Source organism: Streptomyces monomycini, assembly GCF_022271435.1.
Lineage (GTDB): Bacteria > Actinomycetota > Actinomycetes > Streptomycetales > Streptomycetaceae > Streptomyces > Streptomyces monomycini.
The window spans coordinates 144,420-167,084 of sequence record NZ_JAFIQY010000011.1; the positions used below are offsets into that span (position 1 = coordinate 144,420).

19 protein-coding genes and 3 pseudogenes are annotated in these 22,665 nt (G+C 70.2%); 9 read left to right on the top strand and 13 right to left on the bottom strand.

Translation table 11 applies throughout. The annotated features are described in order from the left end of the window. Window positions 1–439 precede the first annotated feature (439 nt). A complete protein-coding gene (locus tag JXZ78_RS15980) occupies window positions 440–1,366 on the top strand; it encodes a sialidase/neuraminidase family protein (RefSeq protein WP_238783141.1) in 927 nt (308 codons plus the stop codon). A 319-nt stretch (window positions 1,367–1,685) separates the two neighbouring features. Next, window positions 1,686–1,820, top strand: coding sequence for a hypothetical protein (locus tag JXZ78_RS40280; RefSeq protein ID WP_275127821.1), 135 nt, complete (start codon window positions 1,686–1,688; stop codon window positions 1,818–1,820). Window positions 1,821–2,012: 192 nt separating this feature from the next. Here the strand turns inward: JXZ78_RS40280 and JXZ78_RS15985 are convergent. Both JXZ78_RS15985 and JXZ78_RS15990 read right to left on the bottom strand, forming a co-directional pair. Beyond that, window positions 2,013–3,133 (bottom strand): annotated as a pseudogene (locus JXZ78_RS15985) (IS630 family transposase). A 733-nt stretch (window positions 3,134–3,866) separates the two neighbouring features. Continuing rightward, window positions 3,867–4,334 carry a lamin tail domain-containing protein gene (locus tag JXZ78_RS15990; protein WP_030025093.1) on the bottom strand — a complete coding sequence of 156 codons (468 nt, stop codon included), beginning with the start codon at window positions 4,332–4,334 and terminating at the stop codon, window positions 3,867–3,869. A 737-nt stretch (window positions 4,335–5,071) separates the two neighbouring features. Between JXZ78_RS15990 and JXZ78_RS41310 the strand changes: the two genes are divergently transcribed. After that, complete coding sequence (locus JXZ78_RS41310) at window positions 5,072–5,725, top strand: chaplin (RefSeq protein WP_505016626.1); 654 nt, start codon at window positions 5,072–5,074, stop codon at window positions 5,723–5,725. Window positions 5,726–5,994: 269 nt separating this feature from the next. On the opposite strand, the gene JXZ78_RS16000 is transcribed toward JXZ78_RS41310, so the two are convergent. Both JXZ78_RS16000 and JXZ78_RS16005 read right to left on the bottom strand, forming a co-directional pair. Beyond that, a complete protein-coding gene (locus JXZ78_RS16000; protein ID WP_238783143.1) occupies window positions 5,995–6,390 on the bottom strand; it encodes an STAS domain-containing protein in 396 nt (131 codons plus the stop codon). Window positions 6,391–6,872: 482 nt separating this feature from the next. Further along, window positions 6,873–7,685: an ANTAR domain-containing protein gene (locus tag JXZ78_RS16005; RefSeq protein WP_050503099.1), complete on the bottom strand. Its 813-nt coding sequence runs from the start codon at window positions 7,683–7,685 to the stop codon at window positions 6,873–6,875. 133 nt (window positions 7,686–7,818) lie between these two features. Between JXZ78_RS16005 and JXZ78_RS16010 the strand changes: the two genes are divergently transcribed. Beyond that, complete coding sequence (locus tag JXZ78_RS16010) at window positions 7,819–8,169, top strand: helix-turn-helix transcriptional regulator (protein WP_030025098.1); 351 nt, start codon at window positions 7,819–7,821, stop codon at window positions 8,167–8,169. A gap of 208 nt (window positions 8,170–8,377) precedes the next feature. Here JXZ78_RS16010 and JXZ78_RS40775 read toward each other — a convergent pair. Then, window positions 8,378–8,497 (bottom strand): annotated as a pseudogene (locus tag JXZ78_RS40775) (Scr1 family TA system antitoxin-like transcriptional regulator); the annotation flags it as partial. 253 nt (window positions 8,498–8,750) lie between these two features. Next, a complete protein-coding gene (locus tag JXZ78_RS16020) occupies window positions 8,751–8,996 on the bottom strand; it encodes a DUF397 domain-containing protein (protein ID WP_030025099.1) in 246 nt (81 codons plus the stop codon). A 191-nt stretch (window positions 8,997–9,187) separates the two neighbouring features. Between JXZ78_RS16020 and JXZ78_RS16025 the strand changes: the two genes are divergently transcribed. Together JXZ78_RS16025 and JXZ78_RS16030 are read left to right on the top strand one after the other, a co-directional pair. Then, entirely contained in the window at window positions 9,188–9,595 is a 408-nt protein-coding gene (locus tag JXZ78_RS16025) for a DUF6415 family natural product biosynthesis protein (RefSeq protein WP_050503100.1), read from the top strand. A gap of 247 nt (window positions 9,596–9,842) precedes the next feature. Then, entirely contained in the window at window positions 9,843–10,571 is a 729-nt protein-coding gene (locus JXZ78_RS16030) for a dienelactone hydrolase family protein (RefSeq protein WP_238783144.1), read from the top strand. 242 nt (window positions 10,572–10,813) lie between these two features. On the opposite strand, the gene JXZ78_RS16035 is transcribed toward JXZ78_RS16030, so the two are convergent. Continuing rightward, complete coding sequence (locus JXZ78_RS16035; protein ID WP_050502828.1) at window positions 10,814–11,605, bottom strand: PP2C family protein-serine/threonine phosphatase; 792 nt, start codon at window positions 11,603–11,605, stop codon at window positions 10,814–10,816. Window positions 11,606–11,660: 55 nt separating this feature from the next. Beyond that, window positions 11,661–12,335, bottom strand: a pseudogene (locus JXZ78_RS16040) (PAS domain-containing protein); the annotation flags it as partial. Between the two features lie 344 nt (window positions 12,336–12,679). Here JXZ78_RS16040 and JXZ78_RS16045 point away from each other — a divergent pair. Continuing rightward, entirely contained in the window at window positions 12,680–13,090 is a 411-nt protein-coding gene (locus JXZ78_RS16045) for a DUF6415 family natural product biosynthesis protein (protein WP_157851695.1), read from the top strand. Window positions 13,091–13,159: 69 nt separating this feature from the next. On the opposite strand, the gene JXZ78_RS16050 is transcribed toward JXZ78_RS16045, so the two are convergent. The 3 genes from JXZ78_RS16050 to JXZ78_RS16060 all read right to left on the bottom strand — a co-directional run bounded on the left by JXZ78_RS16050 (window position 13,160) and on the right by JXZ78_RS16060 (window position 16,639). Then, the gene (locus JXZ78_RS16050; protein ID WP_238783145.1) at window positions 13,160–13,666 is read right to left on the bottom strand and encodes a DinB family protein; all 507 of its coding nucleotides are present in this window, start codon (window positions 13,664–13,666) and stop codon (window positions 13,160–13,162) included. 1,119 nt (window positions 13,667–14,785) lie between these two features. Next, entirely contained in the window at window positions 14,786–15,052 is a 267-nt protein-coding gene (locus tag JXZ78_RS16055; RefSeq protein ID WP_157851694.1) for a hypothetical protein, read from the bottom strand. A gap of 597 nt (window positions 15,053–15,649) precedes the next feature. After that, window positions 15,650–16,639: a helix-turn-helix transcriptional regulator gene (locus tag JXZ78_RS16060; RefSeq protein WP_030022835.1), complete on the bottom strand. Its 990-nt coding sequence runs from the start codon at window positions 16,637–16,639 to the stop codon at window positions 15,650–15,652. Window positions 16,640–18,039: 1,400 nt separating this feature from the next. Here JXZ78_RS16060 and JXZ78_RS16065 point away from each other — a divergent pair. After that, complete coding sequence (locus JXZ78_RS16065) at window positions 18,040–18,666, top strand: ANTAR domain-containing protein (protein WP_030022834.1); 627 nt, start codon at window positions 18,040–18,042, stop codon at window positions 18,664–18,666. Between the two features lie 276 nt (window positions 18,667–18,942). After that, window positions 18,943–19,578 carry a carbonic anhydrase gene (locus JXZ78_RS16070; RefSeq protein WP_030022833.1) on the top strand — a complete coding sequence of 212 codons (636 nt, stop codon included), beginning with the start codon at window positions 18,943–18,945 and terminating at the stop codon, window positions 19,576–19,578. A gap of 953 nt (window positions 19,579–20,531) precedes the next feature. Here JXZ78_RS16070 and JXZ78_RS16075 read toward each other — a convergent pair. Further along, the gene (locus JXZ78_RS16075) at window positions 20,532–22,235 is read right to left on the bottom strand and encodes an RNA polymerase sigma factor (protein WP_050502826.1); all 1,704 of its coding nucleotides are present in this window, start codon (window positions 22,233–22,235) and stop codon (window positions 20,532–20,534) included. Beyond that, window positions 22,232–22,489, bottom strand: coding sequence for a hypothetical protein (locus JXZ78_RS16080; RefSeq protein WP_030022831.1), 258 nt, complete (start codon window positions 22,487–22,489; stop codon window positions 22,232–22,234). Before JXZ78_RS16080 ends, JXZ78_RS16075 begins: the two co-directional genes overlap by 4 nt. Window positions 22,490–22,665 lie beyond the last annotated feature (176 nt).

The following is a 22,665-nucleotide window of genomic DNA, read 5'->3' on the forward strand; positions in this document are numbered from 1 at the left end:
TGTGGATCAGCATCGGCTGCGACCTGTGTGCACACCAGGTCTTCAGCGGTGAAGTGGATCCGTAGAGACGACATGACACCTCCGTGATGTCACCACCCCCGCTCACCATGCTGCACAACCCGTCAGCAAGTCACTGGGCGGCCTCGAACCCAGCGGGCGCGAATGCGCCCTGAGTGTGTCTTTGCACCCCGCTGACGCCCCGTGCCCGCAGCTCCCTCGCGGCTCTGCGCCCGCAGTGCCGCGCGCAAGCGATATGACCTCCAAGGCCCGGCTTGCGATGATGAACCAGCAGCCGCAGCCGCAGCCGCAGCCGCAGCCGCCTCCGTGGGAGTGGACCGAAGTCCGTGGTGAACTCGGTGCTTCCTTGTGAACACTGTGTGCAGGAGCCGTGGCTTCGCATGGGTGCGCGCTGCGGCCGGAACCTGGTGTGGGGTGCAGCGTGGCGTTGTTCATGGCCTGGCGAGGCTCGTTCGGTGATACGCGGCTGTGGTGGTCGCAGACCCGCGACGGGAAGATCTGGTCGCCGCAGCAGCGGGTGTTCGGTGCGGCATCGACGGAGAAGCCGGCACTGGCGGCGTGGCGCGGCCTGTTGTACCTGGCCTGGCGCGACGCGGGCCCGGACCAGACGCTGTGGTGGGCAGCGTACGACGGGCGGGGCTGGAGCGGGCCGCGGCCGGTGCCAGGTGCGGCCTCCAGCCACGCTCCCGCCCTGGTGGCCAACCGTGGCGGGCTGCATCTGTACTGGAAGGGAGCGGGCGGGGACGAACGGCTGTGGCAGACCATGTTCGACGGCCGGTCCTGGTCACCGCCGCAGGCGCTGTTCGACGGCTGGCCGATGACGGCCTCCCGCCCCGCTGCGACCGCCACCCACACCACCAGCGTGTGGCTGGCGTTCACCGGCGCGGGTCAGGACCGGACCGTCCACCTGTGCCCTTCACCCGACGGCACGCTCTGGAATCACGGCGACGTCACCGTGGGGCCGGCCATGGCGGTGAGCGCCTGGCCTTCGCTCGCCGGCCGGGCCGGGCGCGCGGAGCGTCTGCTGCTGGCCTGGCCGGATCACGACGGACGCGTGTGGTGCTCGATCTGCGACGACGCCGCACGCCACTGGTCGCTCCCGGTCGCCGCGCCCGTGCGTTCGCTGCGCGGGGTCGGCTTCGCCGACTGGGGAACGGTGGATGCCTATGCGGCCTGGGCGGTGGCTCCGGAAGAGGACTACGGCATCTTCTGGGCGGACACGGCCGGTGGCACCGCCTGGCGGGACCCTGTTACCGGCAGCGTTTTGCGGCCGGGCCAGCGCCGCTTGGAGGGGCGGGTTTCGCTGCGGGAGCCAGCCATGGCAGCCTTCGGCCGCATGTGGCGATAGCCGGGCAGCCTTACGGCAGCCGGAAAGCTGCCGCAAGAGGTCTTCGAGGCGCGCCCCGACCCTCGCCCCTCGGCCACAGAACACAAGGTGACGCAATCCTGTAGGGCTCGCGTGTCAGAGGCAGGCGCCACAAGGTCACCGCTGCCGCTGGCGTGTGGCGCACGCGGGCGCGCGGCCGGGGGCGCGCACTCCTGGCCGGACGGATCGCCGCTGGGCCTTCGCGTCGGCGGCCCCCGGGCGGGGTACGCCGGAGACATGCCTTCGGCCCTTCACCCGTTGGTGAGGTGCCGCCCACCCTCCACGAGCCGGGAGACCCACGATGGTGGAACCAGCGAATCCGTCCACCAGCGTCCGCGTCCCGCGGGCCGTGGAGTACCTGCTGCCGCATGCCTGCGGGACGGTGTTCTGGGCCCGGCGGCTGACCATCGCCTTCGGCCGGCCCGCTGCGTGCTGATCCGGCGGATGCCGCGCTGGTGGTCACGGAACTGGTCGCCAACGTCACCCGCCACACCAAGAGCCGCTGCCGACTGCGCCTGAACGCCCAGCCGCACCGGCTGGCCGTGGAAGTGCACGACGACAGCCCGGACTGGCCGCGCATCGCTGCGCCGTCTAGTGCTGTGACCGGGAAGGTTTGCCGGGTTGGTGGTCAGGCCGCGGCAGGCAATGGTCTGCCGCCCCAGCGGACGCCTTTTACGCTGCGGATGCGGGCGCGTTCGCGACGTTGGGCGGCGAGGACGTCGGGGTGACGGGTGTGCTGGTTGCGCCAGCGCAGGTAGGCGTGCAGGGCTCTGGTCTGGACGGTGTGGTTGGGATGGTCGGAGTTGGCCAGGGTGAACTGCCGCAGGGGCCCGAAGTGGGCCTCGATGGGGTTGGCCCAGGACGCGTAGGTCGGGGTGAAGCACAGCGCGACGTTCTTGCGGACTGCCCACCTGCGGATGCGCCAGTTCAGGTGGGCGGAGAGGTTGTCGAGGATCACGTAGAGCGGGGCGCCGTCCGGGCGGGCCGCGCGGATGGAGCGCAGGGCGGCCCAGGTGTGGTCGATGCCTTTGCGCTTGCGGTTGACGCCCCACAGTTTGTCGTCGCCGACCGAGTAGCAGCCGTGGAAATAGGTGATGCCGTGGGTGCGGCGGAACGTGGCCGGCAGCCGCTCGGGCCTGCCGTGTCCGGCCCAGCAGGAGCCGGCAGTGGGGCGGATGCCCAGCGGCCCGAACTCGTCGAACGCGAACGTGCGGTCCGCGCGCTCATTGAGCGCGTACTCAATGTGTTCCAGCTTGGCGTCGAACGTCGGGTCCGGGGCTCCTTCCAGGTCTTGGTGCGCTGGAAGGAGATCCCCCGGCGGGCCGGCAGGCAGCGCAGTGTCTCCCGGCCGATCCGGACGGGCCTGGCAACGTCGCGGCGCAGGTGGTCGGCGAGTTTGCGGATCGACCAGCGGGTGAAGGGCTTGCCCAGCACAGTGGGGCGGGCGGCGGCCGTCCGGACGACGAAGTCCTCGTCGTCACCGCTCAGCAGGCGGGGACGGCCTCCCGTCCACTGAGGGTCCAGGCATGCGAGCCCGATCTCGTTGAAGCGGTGGATCACGTCACGGACGGTGTCCTCGTCCGCCTGGACCAGGTGCGCGATCACTGGGACCGTGCTGCCGCCGGCTGAGGCCAGGAGCATCATCGCCCGGCGAAATCGCACAGAGTTCGTGCTGCCCCGCCGAACGATGTGTTGGAGCTTCTGTCCTTCCTGCTCAGTCAGCCTGCGGACCTTGACCGGTAAAGCCATACCCGCCTCCCATGCCAGTCGGCGTGCTGACACCCGACTAGCACAACCGACAACCCGGCAAACCTTCCCGGTCACAGCACTAGCGAGCGGGAGCAGGGCCGTGGCCTGGCCATTGTGGACGCTTTCAGCGAACGCCTCGACGTCTGCGACGCCCCCGGGGAGGAAATACTGTGCGCGCCACCCCTCACCGCCGCGACCTCCCCCGATTCCCGGTGCCAACTGTGAGCGCGTGCAGCGGGTGCGCGGGCAGCAGCAGCCCGCGCACCCTGCGGCTACGGCACCGCCCTGCCAGTCTCCCGCGGCACGACCGGCGTGTCCCGCCGCTTACCGGACACGCCCGACGCCACAGTGACGCTGTCTGCCGGTGAAGGTGGGCGAGGGGGCGCTGGATGCCCACATGTAGGCGGGACGGGAGGCTGGAAGGAGCCGGTCGCGGCCTGCGGGGCTGCAGGAGATCCGGTAGCCGCATCGCGTGCACTCTTCGGTGACCACGAGGCCGTCATCGGTCTGCGAGCGGTGGTGCTGCGGCGCGCAGCCGTGCGTGGCCATGGTGGGAAGCACGGCCATCTCCTCACGCCGGGCGCACGCCGGCGCGAAGCTCATTGTCGCGCCGCCGGACGGTGAGCCCAAGGGCGGTACCGGCCGCCACGGGTCGGCGGTGCGCCGCAGCCTTCCCCGTGGCTGCGGCGCACCTGGCAAGGCGGGGCCGCTGGGAGGCGGCCCCGCGCTGTGGCTAGCGCAGGTGACGGCCCCAGTGCTTGGTGTCGACCACGTTGCGACGGTCGTTGCGCAGGGTGGCGGTGTCACGCCGGTTGTCCCAGGCGTAGTCGCGGCGGTTCTGGAAGACGTCGCGCCAGGTGTCACGGCCGTGACCGGTGTGGACCCGGACTTCCTGACGTCCGCCCAGACGCAGGTTGTGGAAGCGGTAGGTCTTGTGAGTGCGCTCGCTGGTCAGCGACCAGCCCTGGAGGCTGACCGGGCGGTGGCTGGTGTTTTTCACGGTGACCCACTCGGCGTTCAGGGACCGGTTGGAGCCGTCGTCGCGCCCGGGGGAGTCGGCCTGCACCGCGCCGATGACGACGGGGGAGCGGTGCGGGGCCGGCAGGGTGTGGGAACCGGTGGCGGCGGTGGCGGGCAGGGCGGCGGTGACCAGGGCGGCCGAGCCGAGGACGACGGCCGTGAGACGGGCGGAACGGGACATGGCGGACCTCCTGCGGCAGCCCCGCCGCGGAGCGGGGCCGGTGGGACGAGATGCCCGGACGGCTGCCGGGAGCACTCACTGTGCGCCCGCCGACCTGGCCGTGGTTGAAGGTGCGACGGGCCATCACAGAACACGGACATTTGCACAACTCTTCTACGTCCGCAGTGCACGCCCCCGCGCCCGGCCGTCAGCCGCGCGCCCCCGGCGCGCCGCACATATTTCGGCGATGAGCTGCGGCTTCGTCGAGGCATGGCTCTGTGAGGGTGGCGTTGCGTACAGGCGTGCGCGCAGAGCACCGGAGGTCAGGGAACGCATGTCCATGATGAGAACGGCCCGCGAGGAAGCCGCGGGCGGGCGAAGAACCGTTCAGGCAGCGGGGCGCCCGCAACGCCGTGCGTTTCCTCCGGGCCCGACGATCGTTTGGCCCGATACGACGCGCTCAGCACCCCGGCCCGCTTCTGTCATGGCTGACCAACCGAGGCGGGAGCGACGGGCGTTCGCCGCTCGGGCAGCGATGCCCGGCGCAGGGGCTGGGCGATATCCCGTACGGGATACGGGCGCCTGGTCAACATCAGGTGCCCGGTTCGTCATCTTCGAAAGATGAAGGACCACACGTGCACCAACTCGTGAAACACAGCGTGCTGGTCGCCGCGACGGCGACCGGGATACTGGCCGGCACGGCGGCAGGCGCGCACGCCGACTCCGGCGCCGCGGGGCGCACCGCGGCCTCCCCCGGAGTGCTCGCGGGCAACCTGCTCCAGGCCCCCGTCCATCTGCCGGTGAACCTGTGCGGCAACACCGTCAACGTCGTCGGCCTGCTCAATCCCGTCTTCGGCAACCACTGCGCCAATCCCGGCGGCCACCACCACCCACCCGGTCACAAGCCTCCGGGCCACAAGCCCCCCGGTCATAAGCCGCCTGGCCATAAGCCTCCCGGCCACAAGCCGCCTGGCCATAAGCCTCCGGGACACAAGCCGCCCGGAAATCACCAGCCTCCCGGTCATAAGCCTCCCGGCCACAAGCCGCCCGGAAATCACCAGCCTCCCGGCCACCAGCCTCCGGGCCACAAGCCTCCCGGGCATCACCAGCCTCCCGGCCACCAGCCGCCTGGGAACCGGCCTCCTGGTCACAAGCCGCCGGGGCATGAAGGCCCCGGTTCTCCGGGGCCGGGGCACCGGCCGCCGACCGATGTCGCCGGTGAGGTGGACTCCCGTATCCCGCCGGACACGTCCCCGGCCGGCGGGAAGGGCCGGGAGGTCGGGCAAGCCGTGCAGGACCAGGCACTGGCACACACCGGCAGCGATCACCTGGGTGCGGCGGCCGCCACCAGTGGTGCGCTGCTGCTCGGTGGCGCGGTGCTCGTACGCCGCAGCCGGAGCTTGCGCGCCTGAGGCGTCTCCCTTCGGCACTGCGTGACCAGCCCCGCCTGGCGGCTCCCGGCCCGGGCGCCGCCAGGCGGGCCTTCCTGCTCGGGCACAGCAGCCGCCCGGCGCCGGACAGGTCCACGGGACGCGTCTCGCCTTCGTCTCTGACGGTGCGTCCTGCATCACCGGCTGTCCCTTCGCGGCCTGGGTGGTCTTCTGGACGGAGCAACGAACCGCCTCCGCAGCCGGTCACGTACCGTTGCAGTTCCTTCACCCGATGGTCACGGACGGTGGCGTCAGTACGGTTCCTGTGCCGGCTCGCAGAAGAGGGCGCTTTGCCCCTCGGACGACTCGACGCGCGCCCAGGCACGGGCGTCGTCGCCCAGGGCACAGAGCGCAGCCGCGCTGTCGTAGAAGGCGGGCAGCAGCGGTCCGGTGCCGGTGCGTTCGATGACCTTGCGTAGGGCCGGTCCGGGGCCGGCGAGCAGCGGTTCGCCGCCGGCCGAGCGCAGGCGCATGGCTTTGCGGACCAGGACGGCCAGGGCATCGATGGTCAGCCGCTCCACCGCCGACACGTCGACGATCACGGTCGGGGTGGTGGCGCGGCACCGGATGACCGACGCCAGGCAGCTGACCGTCTCCGACGATCCGTCCGGCAGCCACAGCAGGTGGTACTGAGCAGGTCGGGACAAGAGCAACGAAACCCTTCCGCGCGTAGGGATGGACGCCTCGGTTCCGGAGCGTTTCGGCTCCACGGTTCAGCGCGTCACCGTGCCTCTGGCAAACCCTTAAGACTCAGCAGCATCCCGGATCGCCTGCTTGAGTCTTCGTACGCACGGGACGCAACGGGTGCCGTGCGGCAACTGGCGTCTCTAGAGGGGGTTTATGGCCCCGGGGCAGGGCTACCCGGCCATGACCTTGACCGGTGTGCAAGAGGGTCAGGGAATGTTCACCGCAGTCGGCCGGCAGGCCGCGGTGAGCGGTCGCTGCCGTCGGGCAAACGGCGGCGGCGATAAGCCGGCACCTTCTTGCCGGTGCGCTCGACGCAGCGGGCCCGAGGCGGTCTTCCCTCAGCCTGGCCGACCGTCTCCGTACTGCGTGCCATCGGTGCACTCTTCGTGGGCCGGGGCCGGGAGGCGGTGCGCAGCCGGCGAGGGCGAGGCGCCGTTGGCGGCTACGGGGCTGGTGGGGTGGTGCGTTGTCCGGGGATGGTGCCGGTGTGGGCAGGCGGGTCCGGCGGTTTGGGGGTGTCCGCCTTCACTGCGGTGACCGCGTCAGTCAGGTGCTTGCGTGTGGTGTCGGCAAGGGCGGTGCCGTGGTGGCTGTCGAGCAGCTGTTGGGCGAGGCGGTGCAGTTTGGTGTTGGTCTTCTGCGAGGTGGTGACCAGGGCGGTCCAGGCTGCTTCGGCGGACAGGCTGAAGGTGGCCATCAGGATGCCGCGGGCCAGGTCGATGACCGGCCGGGTCTGCATGGCCCGGCGCAGCTGGGCCACTTCCGTGCGCAAGTCCTGACCGGTGCCGTCCTGGAGGCTGGTGCGTTCGCCGGGGATGGGGGGGGACAGGGAGGGCTGGCCGTTCGCGGACGGGGCCTGGAACAGGTCCCGGGTGCCGGTCAGGTCCAGGATCCGGTCGACGGCGCGGCTGCGGGTGGCGATGACCAGGCTCTTGTCCTGGGCGAGGGCGCGCCTGCGCAGGTCCAGCAGCAGGCCCAGCCCGGCGCAGTCGCAAAAGTGCACGGCGCCCAAATGCAGGTCGAGGCCGTGGCCGCAGTGGGCGAGGGCTGCGTGCAGGCCCGGTTCGATGTGCCGGCCGGCCTCCCAGTCGAGTTCACCCTTTATCACCAGGCTGGCCCGGTCACCATCGGCGGTGACCTCGATCGCCAGCAGGTGCGGCCCGGACGTCGTCGGTCCCGGCGGAGGCGCGCCGCTGGAGGAGGGCCCGGGGTCCTGCCCGGTGAAGCGGGGAGCGCTGGGCGCGGGCTCGGGCATGGCCGTCCTCTCCGTCGTGCATGCACCTGCCTTGGTGTCCAGAGTCGTCCACCCCGGACACGCACGTCAATCAATACGTGAAGAATGGTACGTGCTTTGTGGTGCGTGAAACGCAGGTCGCTATAGTCGGGGCATGTATGAGGTGCCCGAGCCCCACGCCGGATGGACGTTTTTGACCAATCACGCCCGGGTGCTGGCGGTCATCGCCGACAACGATCACGCCCGCATCCGCGACATCGCCGCGCACTGCCGGCTGACCGAACGCGCCGTGCAGAAGATCATCGTCGACCTGGAAGGCGACGGGTACCTCTCCCGCACCCGCGAAGGGCGCTCCAACGCCTACCGGATCGAACCCGGCAAAACGTTGCGGCACCCGGCCGAAGCAGACCTCGGCCTGACCGTGGCCGCCCTGCTCTCCCTGCTCGTGCGGGACGAACAAGAGCGCACCACGCCCGCCGACGGCCGGCATACCGGCACGGCCTGACCCCTGGCGGCCCGCTGGCCGCCAGGCGCTCAAGCCCCTCCAGCGTCCCCGCAGACGCGCGACCATGCCGGTGTCTGTCAGGCGGCTCACCGGGGGCCGACCGGGCTCCAGCCCGGTCGGCGAAGTCCGGCTCCGTGGAAGCCTCCTCTCGACGGCTGCCGAGCGGGCGGCGCAGACATGCCTCACCCAGCACCGCCCACAACCGGGGCGCACCGGGTGCGCTCAGCAGACTCTGCCGCCGCAGGCGCAGGTCGACCCGGCGTGCGATCTCCTCTCCGGTCACCTGCGAGGTGCCGAGCCGGCCCACCGCCCGGGCGTAGCCGGCCATCTGCTGCCGCCCGGGCACGAACTGCCCCTTGTAGGGCGGATGGCCGAGGCGGCCTCTTCCAGGCCGGGGAGCGTCTCACGGCCCAGTTCGAGGTGGCACATCTTGACGTGCGAGCCGCGAATGACGTCTCCGGCCGCATTCGGGGTGATGCCTGCCGCCTCCCGAACACCCTCACGTCCCTCAGGTCGGACGAACGTTCCTCGTCGACCCGGCAGGCCCGGTGGGAGTGGTGAGTATCCGGCCGACATATGCGTCAGCCGGCCGTGGTGAGTTCGTCGAAGTCCCCGTCCTTGGCTCCTTGGACGAAAGCCGCGATCTCGGCGCGGGTGTAGACCAGGGCCGGACCCGCCGGGTGGCGGGAGTTGCGCATCGCCACCCGGCCATCAGCCAGAACAGCCAGCTCAACGCAGTTCCCGTAGGGATTGCTGCGGGAACTCTTGCGCCACACCGCCCCCTCGACCGCTTCGGCAGATACGCCGTTGGAATATGACTCCTCCATGTTCCCTCCTCATCCAGGACCGGATGCCGACTGTGCCGGGGCCGCAAGCGCATGGCGGGATATGGGCCCCGCGCGGCCGTTCTTGCCGATGCAATTGCAGATGTACTTGCAGCGACGGGCGGCCGACGAGGATGCTAGCGCTCCCCAACCACGCGGCCCAGCCCCCGAAATGAACCCTGGCGGAGATCGCGATGACCACACTTTCGGCACCGGCCGGGCGCGACGCCCCCCACGCGGTGCCGCCCTGCGACCGCGAGCCCTACCTGACGTTGGCCCAGGCAGTTCTGGCCTGGTCCGGACCGTACGAAGTGCTCCAGCCCCGCGACTACGAACAGATCGCGCTGCAACTGGCCGGCCACGCCCGCAGCGTCGCCGACGACGTGCGACGCTGCTGCATGGCACTGCCGAAGGCCAGTGCGATACGGGCCCTGACCGAGATCGTGCTCGGCGAAGCCGAACGACGCCTGGCACCACCACCACGGCCCACGGTCACCGGCGTGCAAAACCTTGCCCGGCTCCTGCGCGCCCTCTACGAGCGCCACGACCGCCTGCATCACGCACCACAGCTCAGTCACGCCGCCCGCTCATCTGACGGCTGACGCGGACTGCCCCCAAGGCCCGAGACCGCGCTGGCTCTCCCCGGCCAGCACGGACCTAGAGCCGCATCAGGCAACGTTCGCCCTGCCGAGGTGCGGGTGATGATCTCCGTGATACCTTCGGCGCCGCCGTGCACCACTGCACATTCGAGGAGGTGAGTCCGATTAACGCTGTGACCAGTCGGGGCTCCCTCCTTTGCATGGCCTAGGGAGCGCCTGCACAAGGCATCCCGAAAGGCTTGAAACGCTGATGCGCTTCACCTCCCAGACGTCGTCGGACGGCGTCACCGAGCAGTTCTTCACCCTCAACGAGATTCCTGGCGTGCTGTGGACGCCGGAAGACGCCTGCGGTACTCGTCCCCTGATTCTGCTGGGACATGGCGGCGGGCAGCACAAGATGGCCCCTGGCACCGTGTCCCGCGCGCGCCGCTACGCCGCCGAGGGTTTCGCGGTCGTCGCGATTGACGCGCCCAACCACGGAGACAGGGCCAGGGACGAGGAGTTCGGCCGGATCGCGGCCGAGATGCGGGCCGGCATGGCTGCCGGTGAGAATCCGGGCGCGCTGGTCGCCGGCTTGCACAGCTATCTGGCCCCTCAGGCCGTCGCGGACTGGCGAGCGGTCCTGACCGCGGTCCAGCGCCTCGACCAGGTCGGCGTCGGCCCCGTGGGCTACTGCGGCATGTCGATGGGCTGCGGGCTCGGTATCCCGCTCATCGCCGCAGAACCCCGGATCCGCGCGGCAGTGCTGGGCCTGCTCGGCCTGTGTGGGCTGGCCGAGGACGCCGGGCGGATCACCGTGCCGGTGCAGTTCCTGGTCCAGTGGGACGATCAGATGGTTCCGCGGGAGCTCAGTCTGGCGTTGTTCGACGCCCTGGCCTCGGCTGAGAAGACGCTGCACGCCAACCCCGGCAGGCACGGGGATGTGCCGTCGTTCGAAGTGGACAGCTCGCTGCGGTTCTTCGCTCGGCATCTGAGCTGACACGAGGTCCCAGTACTCGGCGCGCTGGCCTGGAACTCGTTCCCGGTCAGCGCGTTCGGTCCAGGCTGTTCGGTATGGCCGGTGCAGAGCTCCCGCACCGTGATTTCGAGCCATGCTGAAGTGATGCTTTGCCGCCTTCAGTTCGGCATGTGCCCTACCCACGCCCTTCCTCATTGCCCTGGGCGTGGCGGCGCGCATGGGCCAGCAACTCGAAGACCCGGAGCAGTCGGTGTTGGCCAGCGTCAGTATCCGGCTCTCGTGGCGTCCAGCGCGGGTGCGGGGAAGCCGATCAGGAGCAGGGTCACATCGTCAGCGGTGTCGGTCGCGGTGGCGTCGGGCAGCATGGCCTGCACGACGTGGTCGGCAGCCGTCTCCAGACCGCCGGTCTGCGAGCAGGCTTCCCGTAGCGTCGCCGTCAGGGCGGTGATGCGGGTGTCGATGTCGCTGTGCGAGGTCTCGACCAGGCCGTCGGTGTACAGGGCCAAGGTGGTGCCGGCCCGCAGCGGCAGCCGTACCTGCTGGTGCGATACCCCGCCCACTCCCAGCGGCACGCCTGTCGGCACCTCCAGGGGCTCCACCGCTCCGCCCGGTGTGACCTGCAACGCGGGCAGGTGTCCGGCCGAGCACACGGTCACCTCACCCTGGCCCGGGTCGGCCTCCGCGTACAGGCAGGTGACGAACTGCTCGGGCAGACCACGGGTGAAGGTGTCCAGCGTCGCCATCAGCTCCCGCGGCTGAGCCCCGTGCAACGCCAGGGCCCGGGCCGCCGAACGCAGCTGCCCCATGACCACGGCGGCTTCCAGACCGCGGCCCATCACATCGCCGATGATGATCCCGGTGCGCCCGGCCCCGAGGTCGATCAGGTCGTACCAGTCCCCGCCCACCCCGCGCCCTTGGGTGGAGGGCAGGTAGCGGGCGGCCGCGTCGGTGCCGGGGATGCGTTCGGCCTCGCCCATCAGGCGCAGTGCCAGGGACAGGTGCCGTAGCTCGGCGATCTCCTTCTCCGTGCTTTTGCGGCAGGTGATGTCGCGCATGGTCGCAGGCACCGGTGACGTTCCCGCTGCGGTCGCGGATCGGCCACAGCGTCACGTCGATGTCCAGCAGCCGCCCGTCGCGGGTCAGGCGGTGGGTTTCGTAGTGCTCGATCCGCTCCCCACCGGCGATGCGCATCAGAAGGCTGGCTTCCTCCTCCCGCAGCTCTGGCGGGATGATCAGCCCGACGTGCTGGCCGAGGGCCCGGGCTGCGGGGTGGCCGAACAGGCGCTCAGAGGCCGCGTTCCAGAAGGTGATCCGGCCGTCGACCGTCTTGATAAGGGTGGCGTCCTGGGAGGATTCGACGAGGACCGCCAGTTCGTCAGTGCGGGCATCAGCGCGTTTGCGGGCGGTGATGTCGCGCATGACCGAACAGGCGGTGTGGACGGTGCCGTCCGCACCGCGCAGCGGCCACAGTGACACATCGATGTCCACCAGGCGTCCGCTTCGGGTCAGGCGCTGGGTTTCGTAGTGCTCGACCAACTCGCCGCTGCTGATGCGCCGGAGGAGTTCGGCCTCCTCCTTCCGCAGGTGCGGCGGGATGATCAGTCCGATGTGCTGGCCCAGGGCCTCGCCGGGGTGGCAGCCGAACAGGCGCTCGGCGGCGGTGTTCCAGAAGGTGATCTGCCCGTCGACCGTCTTGATCAAGATGGCATCCTGCGAGCACTCCACCAGGTCCCGGAACAGTTCCGGACGGCGCACACCGTGGCGTGCGGGTGCCGCTGACGTCATTGCTGCCTCATTTCGCCCGACAGACCGGCATCCGGGCCGGCTTGAACAAGGCCCGCACGCCTCGCGCGGTCCAAGCCCGGCGAGTGCGCATATTTCACCACCACTACCCCGTCAGCGCCGCCTTAGCGCGTCCTTGTCTCCTGCGCGTACGACAATGTCTGTTCAGTTCCGCAAAATGATCGCCCCAGGACCGATGCAGAGCAGTAGGGGACACGGCAGGCGCATAGTGTGCTCCGGTCCCGGGCCAGGCGAACACCCGCCCACTGATACCAACTTCACGGTGAACCACCCTTTTCAGGCCGGCGGGCGCCGTTCGTGAACGGCACGGTGGAGCCGTGCAGACTGTGAAGATCACTCCCCGGTCGCGCTCTGCCCTGTCGGCCGCCGGCGTTCTGGCCGGAACTCCGTGGGAAGGCGGGGCCCTGCAGGGTGCCCTGGCCCGCGCAGGGCAGGTGTGCGGTGATGCCGCCGCCGAGCCCGATGACCGGACGGCGGTGGAGGCCGCCTTGTGCGGTCACATCACCGTGCTGGCGGCGCCCGTGCGAGCCCGTGCGAACACGCTGTGGCGCGGCGACGTGGAATGGGACCGGCTGACCGCGCGCCTGGACGACCTCGACCACGTCATCCGCCGTCCGCTGCGCGAGCGCCAGCCGCCCACTCGGGCCCACCTCACCGAGCTGGTCAGCGCCGCCCAATGGCTCCTGGGTCTCACATGCCACGACGCTGCTGCAACAGTCGCAGCGGTCCGCATGTGAGGGTTCGCAACGCGACGGAAAGCCCGTGTCACCGGCTCAGGCGCCGCTTGAACGCCTTCACGGACCGTCCTAACCGCCGGTCGTACCGTCGAGCATCTCGCGCAGGATGTCCAGGTGGCCGTTGTGGCGGGCGGTCTCCTCGATGAGGTGGAGCAGGATCCAGCGCAGGTCGACGTGAAGACCGTTGCGGATGGTTCCCTCGGCCTGCTTGCCCAGATCGTTCCCGGCGACCAGTTCGCGGTAACGGGCGCTCTGTTCGGCGTATTCGTCGAGCAACTGCGTAAGCGGGAAGCCGACGGCGATACGCATCTCGCGGTCGGGATCCTCATCCGTCATGGGGGCCCGGTCTTCCTCGCCGAGGAAGACCACCTGGAACCAGTAGTACTCGACCCAGCGCAGATGGTTGATCACTCCGCTCACGGTCATCAGCGGTGAGCCCGGCAGGAGCGCCTTGCGCGCGTTCTCCGCAGAGATGCCCTCGCACTTGGTGCGGGCGGTCTCCCGTGTGTAGTCGAGGAAGGTGGTGAGCTGGGTGCGCTCGTCCCACACGGGTGGTGTGTCGTCGATTCTGGTCATCGCACGAAGCGTCTCCGATCACCGCGATCGCTGTCGAGGCATTTAACGACGGGCTCAACCTGCTCCACCGGCTCCGTGGCGGGCAGGCCGCTATTGCCGTTCAGTGCCGGTGGGTCGCCCGGCGTGGATCGCCGGACGGGCGCTAGGCTCTCGGCAGCCCGCACCATGGAGCATGCGGGCCAGGCCCCGGTCCCCACTACGGGATGAGCATGGCCGGGGCCACCCCGGCCGTGGCTGACCGCTGGCGGAGGCTGATGGCCGGTATCTCGTCTCCTTGCGGCTTACCGGCCTGACGGCCGGTGGTGGCCACGGGCCCCTGCGGCGTGCCGGGCAGGCATGAAAGCTGCCGGGGGCGGCCTGGTCCAGCTGACGTACGAACTGCTGGAAGCAGAGCACGACCGTGATCGGTGCAGGGCGGTGACGACGATACCGGTCGGTGTGGCGGGAGCACACAGCACACAAAGAGTGGTGGTTACGGCCGCACAGCAGACGAGCACGCACCAGGCGAGAGCGGTACGCCGGCGGTGGACGCGGGGCCACGCAGCATCGACTGACTGGGTCGCCGCAATATGGTGCGTAGATCAGCAGAGGCCACAGCGACGCGACGCCGGGCGGGTCGGCGCCAGATGCGGCCTGGCGCAGCGGTCGGTAGCAGGCCGCCGCGCTGAACACGCTGACGGTTACGACGACCGCAGTGGTCAACTTGTCGGCGGTGCCGCGCCGGTCCCGCCTCGGGCGATGCCGGGGCGGGAGACTGCTCGGCGGTGTGCAGCAGTACAGCCAGTTCGGCATCCAGGTCATCGGAAACCACCGGGTGGCGGGCGGCGTCATCCAGGTCGCTGAGGGCTCCCGGTTCTTTCTGGCCGCGAAACAGCGATCCGCTGTTCGTGCCGCATGCGCCTCTTCGCCTGAGCCTGGCCGGCGGTCGGCGGAGGAATGCGCTGCGAAGCCGGAGACCGTCGTCGTTACATGGAAGCCTGGCGCGGTGCCGCTCAGGCCGGCGTCCGGGTGCTGCTGGCTGACCGGGTCTGTGACGGGCTCCAGCAGGTGCAGTAAGGGAGGTTCGTACACAACGATCTTTCACTCACAGGACAGGAGGCAGCGCGAGGGGCTGGCGCCTCAGGGAGAAGCCCGGGTCTGGAAGGAAGCGGTGTCATGGTGCGGCTCTGACGGCTGCAGCGGTGGGGGCTGACGAATGCGATCGAGGTCGAACAGCAGGCGCACCAGCAGGTCGGCGCAGTACGCGAGCGCGACGCGCTCAGTGCCGCACTGCAGGACGTAGACCGAGGATGCCGGCCCTACCGCCGCATGGGCCGGAGCAGGTTTGAGTACCCAGCGGCCGAGCCGGCGCACGGGCAGCACATGGGCCTGTGGAAGAACGCTCACGCTTCCCGCAACGGCACCACAGCGCAAGGAGAAACGCCTATTACCCCTTTTTGAACCTTCAGGTGTGCAAAGTCGTATTGCTCATTATTACTGCCCAGCTGCAGACCCGCCCCCCGAGCAGACCGTCAGGACGGTACAGCCGGGTCCGCTCCTCTGGGCGGGCAGACACTGCCGGCTGGGCCAGGAGGCGCGCGAGGCGGCGGGCCGGACGGCGGCCGGGAGCCGGTGGCGACGACATGCGCAGCCCGTAACTGTTCCCCGGTGTTCCGCGGTGTATCGCATCGGCTCAACCCCTCCACCGCCGGTGTAAGCCGTTCGGTCCTTGCCTTGTCCGCTTGGAGGTCGCTTTCGGCCTGTCGCCGCACAGGGGTACGAGCAAGTAGCAGTGTCGTTTTGCGGATCGGCCTGCCCGCCGGGTGTCGTTTCGTGTGCTGTCCGTCGGCAGCACGGCTGAGGACGATAGATCGTGAACAGTCAGCCACGTGGACCTGTTCACTGCCTGCACTGGCCCCGACCCCGCTGGTGCGCTCAAGGCGGCGAAGGCCGGCCCCCAGGCACGGTCGTCCTTCGCCGTTCACTACCAGATGAGCAGGAGCCTCATGTCGCGCGCAGCGTCTGCTGGGGAGTTCGGCCGTAGGCGGCGCGGTAGAGGGCGGCGAAACGGCCCTGGTGGGCGAAACCCCACCGGCCGGCTACCGCCGTGACCGTGACGCCACTGCCCGGAGTGGCGTCAACGAGGTCTTGATGAGCGTGGGCGAGGCGGACGCGCCGCAGGTAGCCGGTGGGCGTGGTGTCCATATGGCGGCGGAAAGCGTGCTGGAGGGCCCGCGGGCTGACATGTGCAGCCTCAGCCATCTCGGCCAGCCCGATGTCGGCGTCGGGGTGCGAGTCGATGAAGGCCACCGCGCGGCGCACCGTCGTCGGCGTCGCGTCGCGCAGCTTGGGAGCGGCGGGGTCATTGTGCTGGGTCAGAGTGTTGGGGAAGGCACTGAGTGCGGCTGTGGCCAGGAGGCGGGTGAGGCCGGAGAGGACCAGGGGCTGGGCGGCGACCTCCATGTGGGTTGTGATCTCCGCAGTGGCGAAGCCGACCGCGCGCTTCCAGTATCCGGCAAGGGCCGGGCTGACCGGCCTGGAGTCGGTGAAGCGCACCGGACCTTTGGGCAGGCCCGCTGTTGCCGCGGCCGCAGCCAGCGATCCCGGTGGCAGACCGACCGTGCGCAAGTGGGCGTGCGATACCCGTCCGATGCAGGGGTCGTCGGGCTGGGAGATCAACAGCACGTCGCCCGGTCCGAAACGTTCGCTGGACCGGGCCCGGGAGTGCTCCAAACGACACCCCTCTCCTTGGAGATCCGAGACGAGCAACGGCTGCTGGGGCTCGCTGCGGTAGGTGATGTCGGCCGCCAGCGTCATCCGGTCAAGGGTGAACGCCCCCATCCCGTAACGGAAGTGAGTGATGCATTCGCCTGGGGCCAGGGTGTGGACCTGAAGCCGGGCGCCGTATGCGGCATCGAGGAAGGCCCGGCAGGCTTCCGGGTCGGTACTGGAGAATTCAACCGGATTGGGCCGGTCGGAAGCACTGACGCTCATAACGCCACGTTCCTTCTGCACGCCAACTACAAGGAAGTGGGCCTGGTGCATTACGGGCCGATTCATCTGCCGAAGTGGGGCCCATAAATCCAGGGTACCGGGCCTGGCCGTGGGTGGCGCAGCACGTCTGCGTGATCCACGGGCACGGTGACAACGACCGAAACCTGTCCGCCGCATCGGCGTCTCCTTGACTGCCGTAGCGTGAGCGACATCCATCCGAGCTGCTGGCCGCTCTCGGGCCCCACCTCCGCCCGGCCCCCGGGGCGGAGGTGTTCAACGTCGGCGTGTGGTCGACTTCGCTCTGGCTCATGACGCCGGGGCGGGGCAGGCTGCCCGCATGAGCCGGAATATGCGCCAAAAGTCTCCGCGGCCGCCCATGATGCACTATTGATCAACTTGGTCGGGCGCCGACCCGACAGCTCTTTCGGTGCGGGGCGGCAGCCGAAGAAGGCTCGTTTTGCCGTCGGACTTCGTTCAGCTACGGCGAGTTCAATGTGCCCTCCAGGCAGGACAGGCCATCCGGCTCTACGTGTCTGTAGGGCGAGTGGCCTTCCACGCAGAGCAGAGACGTCCTGTGCCAGGCACGAGGTGAGGCCGGTCTCGGCGAACTGCCGGCAGGCCCTTGTTGACGGTTGAGCCGTCACATGTGCCGGGCGAGTGTGCGGACGTCGGGGGGGGGGAAAAACCGCCCGTACGCCTGGTGACCACTGTCTGTCGGCAGGGACCGCTGGTCCCAGAGGAGCCGCCTGCCGAGCGGCTGGGCACGCCGGGCCGGCGGGGGACGCTGCTTCCGGCCATCTGCGTGCCGCCCTGAGCTGCCGCGACCAGCCCACGGTGCGGTGAAGCTGCCGGGATGCCACAACTGCCGCTGGACAACTCTGTCGTCCCGGGTGCCTGCTGCCATTCTGGCGGCCCCGCGGATAGCGGCAACGGCGCCTTCGGCGGGCCCATGGGGATTCCGCCTGCGGGCACAGTCCGACCTGCGTACGGGTAGGTGCAGGCTGTACGTGTCCTGGGAGCTGACAGTGCGGATCAGGTGGTCCCATGCGACCAGGCCCGGCCCCGGCACAGGGCCCCGGCCGTCGGCCCCGCGCACACGTCTCATCTCAGCGGTCGCCACCATGTCGGTGGTCTCTTCTGCTTCTGCGTGCCCGAGCGCGCACCGGCAGCGTCGCACACGGCCAGCATCCATGCTGACTGCCGTATTCCGGTTTGGCTGAAAGGACACGTTGGCAGCCGTACGCTACGGGGACTCGGCACGAATGTGCCATCGCAGCGGGAGCAGGGGACGCCGGACGACCGGGTTCGAGGTGGTGCATCTGGTGCACGCGGCCGCCCGCAAGCGGGACCGAGCACACTTTCCTGAGCGGCTGTGTGCGGCCCTTTGCCGCGGCCTGCCGGTGGACGAGGTGTCCCTGTGCCTGTCCACCGGCCCTACCTCCCAGCAGATGCTGGGCACCTGCGGAACGGCCGTACTGCGCCTGGAGGAGGTGCAGTTCGAAACCGGCGAAGGCCCCGGCACCGACGCCGCCACCACCGGCCGGCCCGTGCTCTACCCCGACCTGCATACGCAACCGATGCCCTACCCCTTCTTCGCACCCCGCCTGCACGAAGTAGCCGCCGACATCGCCGCCGTCTACGCCTTCCCCCTCACCCTCGGCACCCACACCTTCGGCACCGCACAGTGCCTGCGCTTCGACCCGCTGCGCCTGGACGCCATGGCCCTGGCCCACACCGCCGCGGCCGTGGATGCGACAGCGGGCCTGGTCGCCGACTTCTGCCTGCCCCACCTTGCCGCCGACGAACCCCTGCCGTGGGAGCCCGCCGAAACCCTGGACGCACACTGGGGCACCACCTACCGGGCCACCGGAGTCCTGGCCGGCATCCTGGACACCTCCCTTCCCAACGCCCACGCACGCCTGCGCGCCCTGGCCTTCGCCACCGGCCGCCCCCTGCCCGCGCTGGCCCACGCCATCCTCCACCACCGCCACCCCCCAGACGGCGACGACAACGGCCGGTCCGCCTGACGCCACCAACATGTCGCGGTGGGCGAGCTATTCAGCCAACCGGTCCGACGACTGTTCGGAACTACCTGGGTGCAGTTCACGAGTGAGCTCCCGCTTGGCCGGACGGAGCCCGAATGGCCATTACCTGAAGTGATCTCGTGTTCTCCGGGCGGCAGCAACGACCGCTGCCTGCGGGGAACCGCGCCGCCGATCCGGGAGGTGAAGTGCCGGTCGCCTCGGCACCGGGCGGACGGAGGACGCATGTGTCCGTCCGGATCCGATCGTAGAGTTTTGGCCATGACCGTAGATCTGAAGCCCCGCGACGCTCTCGACTTGCTGCTGGCCGGCAACGAACGGTTCGTCGCCGGCACACCCCAGCACCCGAACCAGGACGCCGCACGCCGTACGGAGATCACACCGGGGCAGAACCCGTTTGCCGTGCTGTTCGGCTGCTCGGACTCCCGCCTGGCCGCGGAGATCATCTTCGACCGGGGGCTGGGGGACCTGTTCGTGGTGCGCACGGCGGGACACGTGACGGGTCCGGAGGTGCTGGGCAGCATCGAGTACGGGGTAAGCCTGCTGGCCAGCCCGCTGGTCGTGGTGCTGGGGCACGATGCGTGCGGTGCGGTGGCGGCGACCCGCGCTGCCGTCCAGGACGGCACGACGGCCGGGGGCTATGTGCGCGATGTGATCGAACGGGTCACGCCCAGCGTGCTGGCCGCCCGTGCCGCCGGGCACACCGAGGACGCGGAGTTCATCGCCGAGCACATCCGGCACACGGTCGATCTGCTGCTGGAGCGTTCACGGTCGCTGGCTGAGGCCGTTGATGCCGGTCGGGTGGCGGTGGTGGGCCTGTCGTACCGGCTGGCCGACGGCACCGCCCACCTGGTCACCGCCCGCGGCCTTGACCCGGCGGCCGGCTCCGCCACGTAACGCCGACCCCCACGCAATGGCCGGTTTCGCCGGGCCGTACGTTCCTCTCAGGGCCCGCCGTCGTGGCATGCTCCCGAGACGGACCGCGGCGCGTCGTCGCGTGAGGAGACAGTCGAGCGTTCCCCGGCCCCGAAGCAGCCCAGCCTGATCAACAGGCTCTGCGTATCGAGGCGTATCCGTTCGGCCGTGAGCCGTTGTTCTGCGGCTCGCTCGCACATCTGACGGGCACGTCGCACCGTGGTCTCGGCGTGCCTGCGCATGGCACGGCTGCGTGCGGATACCTGCCGGGCGGGCTGATCCCACAGGGCCGTCCGTTCTCCCGGCAGGCGGCTGGAGTCTCTCTCGTTCGTGGGCATGTCGTGTTTCTACCGCTATTTCTGCGAGCGGCGGTGCTGCGGTTCCCCGCGGCGCGGTGACCGTCAGCCGTAGGCGCTCTGCTGTGCGGTCGAGTACGGCCGCTGTCCGCGGTCCGCGTGTTGTTCGGGGAGTTGGTGACACTCCGGCGAAGGGTGCTTGAAAGAGGTGAGGGCCTTCTGGCTCGGTACGGAGTGCGACATCTGCCATCGAGTGTGATGTACCGTATCGCCCCGCTGACACCGACCGGCCGCCTGCGGCTGGCGCGGTCGGACCAGCTGTGCGTCGGCATACGCCTCGGTGGCGTCGCGCTGGCAGGCGGCCAGGCACGGTGGGATCGCCTCGTACGCGGCGCGCCGGCGTGGTTGTTCTCGCACGAGCGGCCTACGGCCCGGTCCTGGTCGGCGGTCGCGGTGTGCAGTGCGGTCAGGGCCCGGTGCTGGACATCCGTCTCGGCCTGCCCACGCCGGAGTCGACTATGTCTGCCTGGCCCTGATCTCGGGCAGGCGGACCATCCCGCGCAGTGATCGCCTACACCCTTACGCGGGGCGCCGGCCAGCTCTCCGGTCGGAGCCATGTCCGGCGACGGCGCGGTGGGCCTAGCCGGGTTCGTCGGTGGGAGCAGTCGGCCGGACGACGAAATCCTGGTAGTGGCCCGGCCGGTTGGCGAAGGGACCGGTTCCGGACGATCCGTCCGTCGGCGGTTCCCCCGTCGGCGCCTGCGATTCGGACGGCCCGACGCGCGTGCCGTCACCGGCCGGCGGCTGTTCGAACGGCTGCGTCACCTTCTCTTTCGGCGGCTGTTCCGGGGAAGACGTCTGAGGTGTGGACGGTGAGGTCCCGGCGGGGGCCGGTGCCGAAACCGAAGATCGGGCGTCTCCCGGCGGGCCGGCAGACGGGCCCGCCGGCTTCTGCGCCTTCGGGGCGGGCCCGGGAGTCGGCGCTGTGGCCGCGGAACCGCTCGGCGCCGGCCCGGGGCCTGCCTGCCCCGGGCCCGTGTGGCGGGCCGAGCCGCCACCGGGCGCCGACGAGGTGCCGTGCGGCTCCCCGGGCGGGGCCGTGTTGCTCCAGGGGAGCTGCGTCATCGGCAGATCGGCGCCACCGTTTCCGTAGGCCACGCCCAGGGCCAGCGCGAGCGCCACGAGGGTGTTGACCGTGATGCGGCGCCCGATGCCCGGTGAACCGCCCGGCCGGCCGCGGCTGCCGGCGCAGGCGGCCGGAACACGGTTCCGGCCGGCCTTTCGGCCGCTGCGGCGCGCATACCAGCCGCTTTGCGGCGCCGATGGGCTCTTGGCCTCCGTCGTGGGCCCGCCGTCGGCCGGGAAGCTGGCGGCAACCAGGTCGAACCGGTCCCGAGCCACGTCCGCCAGGAGGTCGGCGAACGCGAAGGGCACGGCGACGGGGAACCAACGGGCGACACTGCGCCTGCCGTTGCCCTTGCACGTACGGCACGTGCCGGTGTGGCGGGTCACGGAACCGCACACGAAGTGCGGCAGGGCTTCGGCACTGGCGGGGACGGCGAGGAACCGTTCCAGGGCTGCTGCCTGGCGCCGGTGCCGTTCGGCCGCCGCGTGGTCTCCCTCGGCCTCGGCGGCCAGGGCAGCGGCCTTTCGGGACGTCACGGCGCCGTTGAGGAGTTTGTTGAGCCCACCGCACGCATCCCGGTTGCGCGGGTCCTTGGCCAGCACATTGGACTTGAAGGCTTTCTGCAGCGCCTCCAGGTGGTCCTTGGTGCTCCCGCTGGCGAGTCCGAGCCCCTGCGCCAAGACGTCTCCGGTCAGCTCCTCACCGGCGTACAGCTCGTGGAACCGCTGCCGGACCGGACCCTGCGCCGCCGCGATGTTCCTGACCAGCGCCAGGGCACGGCTGCGCCGGGCCGTGAAGTCGGTGTCGTCCGCGACGACCTGCCGCAGCCGGTGGGCGGACTCCGGGCCGGCCGTCTCCTCCCAGCGCTCCAGGGGAATGCCGAGGGGCCGGGCGGCCCGGTCCTTCTTTCGCCACTGCTCGGCACAGCGCCGCCGGGCGATCTCGTAGAGCCAGGGTTCCAGGGCCTCGGGGCGCTTGAGGTCTTTGAGGTTCGCCCAGGCCGTCAGAAAGGTCTCCTGGAGGGCATCTTGCGCGGCGTCCCGGTCGGGCAGCAGCCGCTTGAGACAGAAGCCGTACAGGCGCGCGCCGTGCTCCCGGTACAGCTCGTCGAAGAGGTCGCGGTGTACCAGCCGGTCGGTGGTGGCCTGGAAGCGCCTGACCAGGGCGGCGCTGTCCTTGCCGGTCGCCGTCCGCCTGATGCTGATTGATGCGGTCACTGCTCCACCCCCGTGTGCTCCGGCCCGCGGCCGGAGCACGAGCGTCGCACGCGGGCTCGCGCGGCGGCCCGCCACGGCCGGGGCGCACGGTGGTGCAGGGGGCGCGGACGGAGCGCGACGGCGCCGATGACGGCATCGGCGCACAGCACCAGCAGGTCCCTGAGCGTGCCAGCGGGCAGCAGCAGGTCCGTCAGCGCCATCACCGAGCCCAGTAGTGCCACCCGCACCACGTCCGGCAGCAGCTTCCGATTCATGGTTCTTCTCCCTCGACTGTTCCGGCTGGAAGACGGTCGTAGGAGAAGGGTTCGCGGGCGGGCCCGTTGGGGGCACTTCCCCGGAGAAGTTTTCCGGGCCCGGGCCGTGGCGCGCCGCGGGGCGTTGTCAGCCCCGCCCGGGCTGATGTGCTGAACGGCTGTCACCGAGTCGGCCC

Excerpts from the sequence above, each read along its gene's own strand:
- JXZ78_RS40280 (WP_275127821.1), top strand. The coding sequence starts at position 1,686 with ATGGTGGAACCAGCGAATCCGTCCACCAGCGTCCGCGTCCCGCGGGCC.
- JXZ78_RS15990 (WP_030025093.1), bottom strand. The coding sequence starts at position 4,334 with ATGTCCCGTTCCGCCCGTCTCACGGCCGTCGTCCTCGGCTCGGCCGCC.
- JXZ78_RS16005 (WP_050503099.1), bottom strand. The coding sequence starts at position 7,685 with ATGCCCGAGCCCGCGCCCAGCGCTCCCCGCTTCACCGGGCAGGACCCC.
- JXZ78_RS16010 (WP_030025098.1), top strand. The coding sequence starts at position 7,819 with ATGTATGAGGTGCCCGAGCCCCACGCCGGATGGACGTTTTTGACCAAT.
- JXZ78_RS16020 (WP_030025099.1), bottom strand. The coding sequence starts at position 8,996 with ATGGAGGAGTCATATTCCAACGGCGTATCTGCCGAAGCGGTCGAGGGG.
- JXZ78_RS16025 (WP_050503100.1), top strand. The coding sequence starts at position 9,188 with ATGACCACACTTTCGGCACCGGCCGGGCGCGACGCCCCCCACGCGGTG.
- JXZ78_RS16030 (WP_238783144.1), top strand. The coding sequence starts at position 9,843 with ATGCGCTTCACCTCCCAGACGTCGTCGGACGGCGTCACCGAGCAGTTC.
- JXZ78_RS16035 (WP_050502828.1), bottom strand. The coding sequence starts at position 11,605 with ATGCGCGACATCACCTGCCGCAAAAGCACGGAGAAGGAGATCGCCGAG.
- JXZ78_RS16050 (WP_238783145.1), bottom strand. The coding sequence starts at position 13,666 with ATGACCAGAATCGACGACACACCACCCGTGTGGGACGAGCGCACCCAG.
- JXZ78_RS16060 (WP_030022835.1), bottom strand. The coding sequence starts at position 16,639 with ATGAGCGTCAGTGCTTCCGACCGGCCCAATCCGGTTGAATTCTCCAGT.
- JXZ78_RS16070 (WP_030022833.1), top strand. The coding sequence starts at position 18,943 with ATGACCGTAGATCTGAAGCCCCGCGACGCTCTCGACTTGCTGCTGGCC.
- JXZ78_RS16080 (WP_030022831.1), bottom strand. The coding sequence starts at position 22,489 with ATGAATCGGAAGCTGCTGCCGGACGTGGTGCGGGTGGCACTACTGGGC.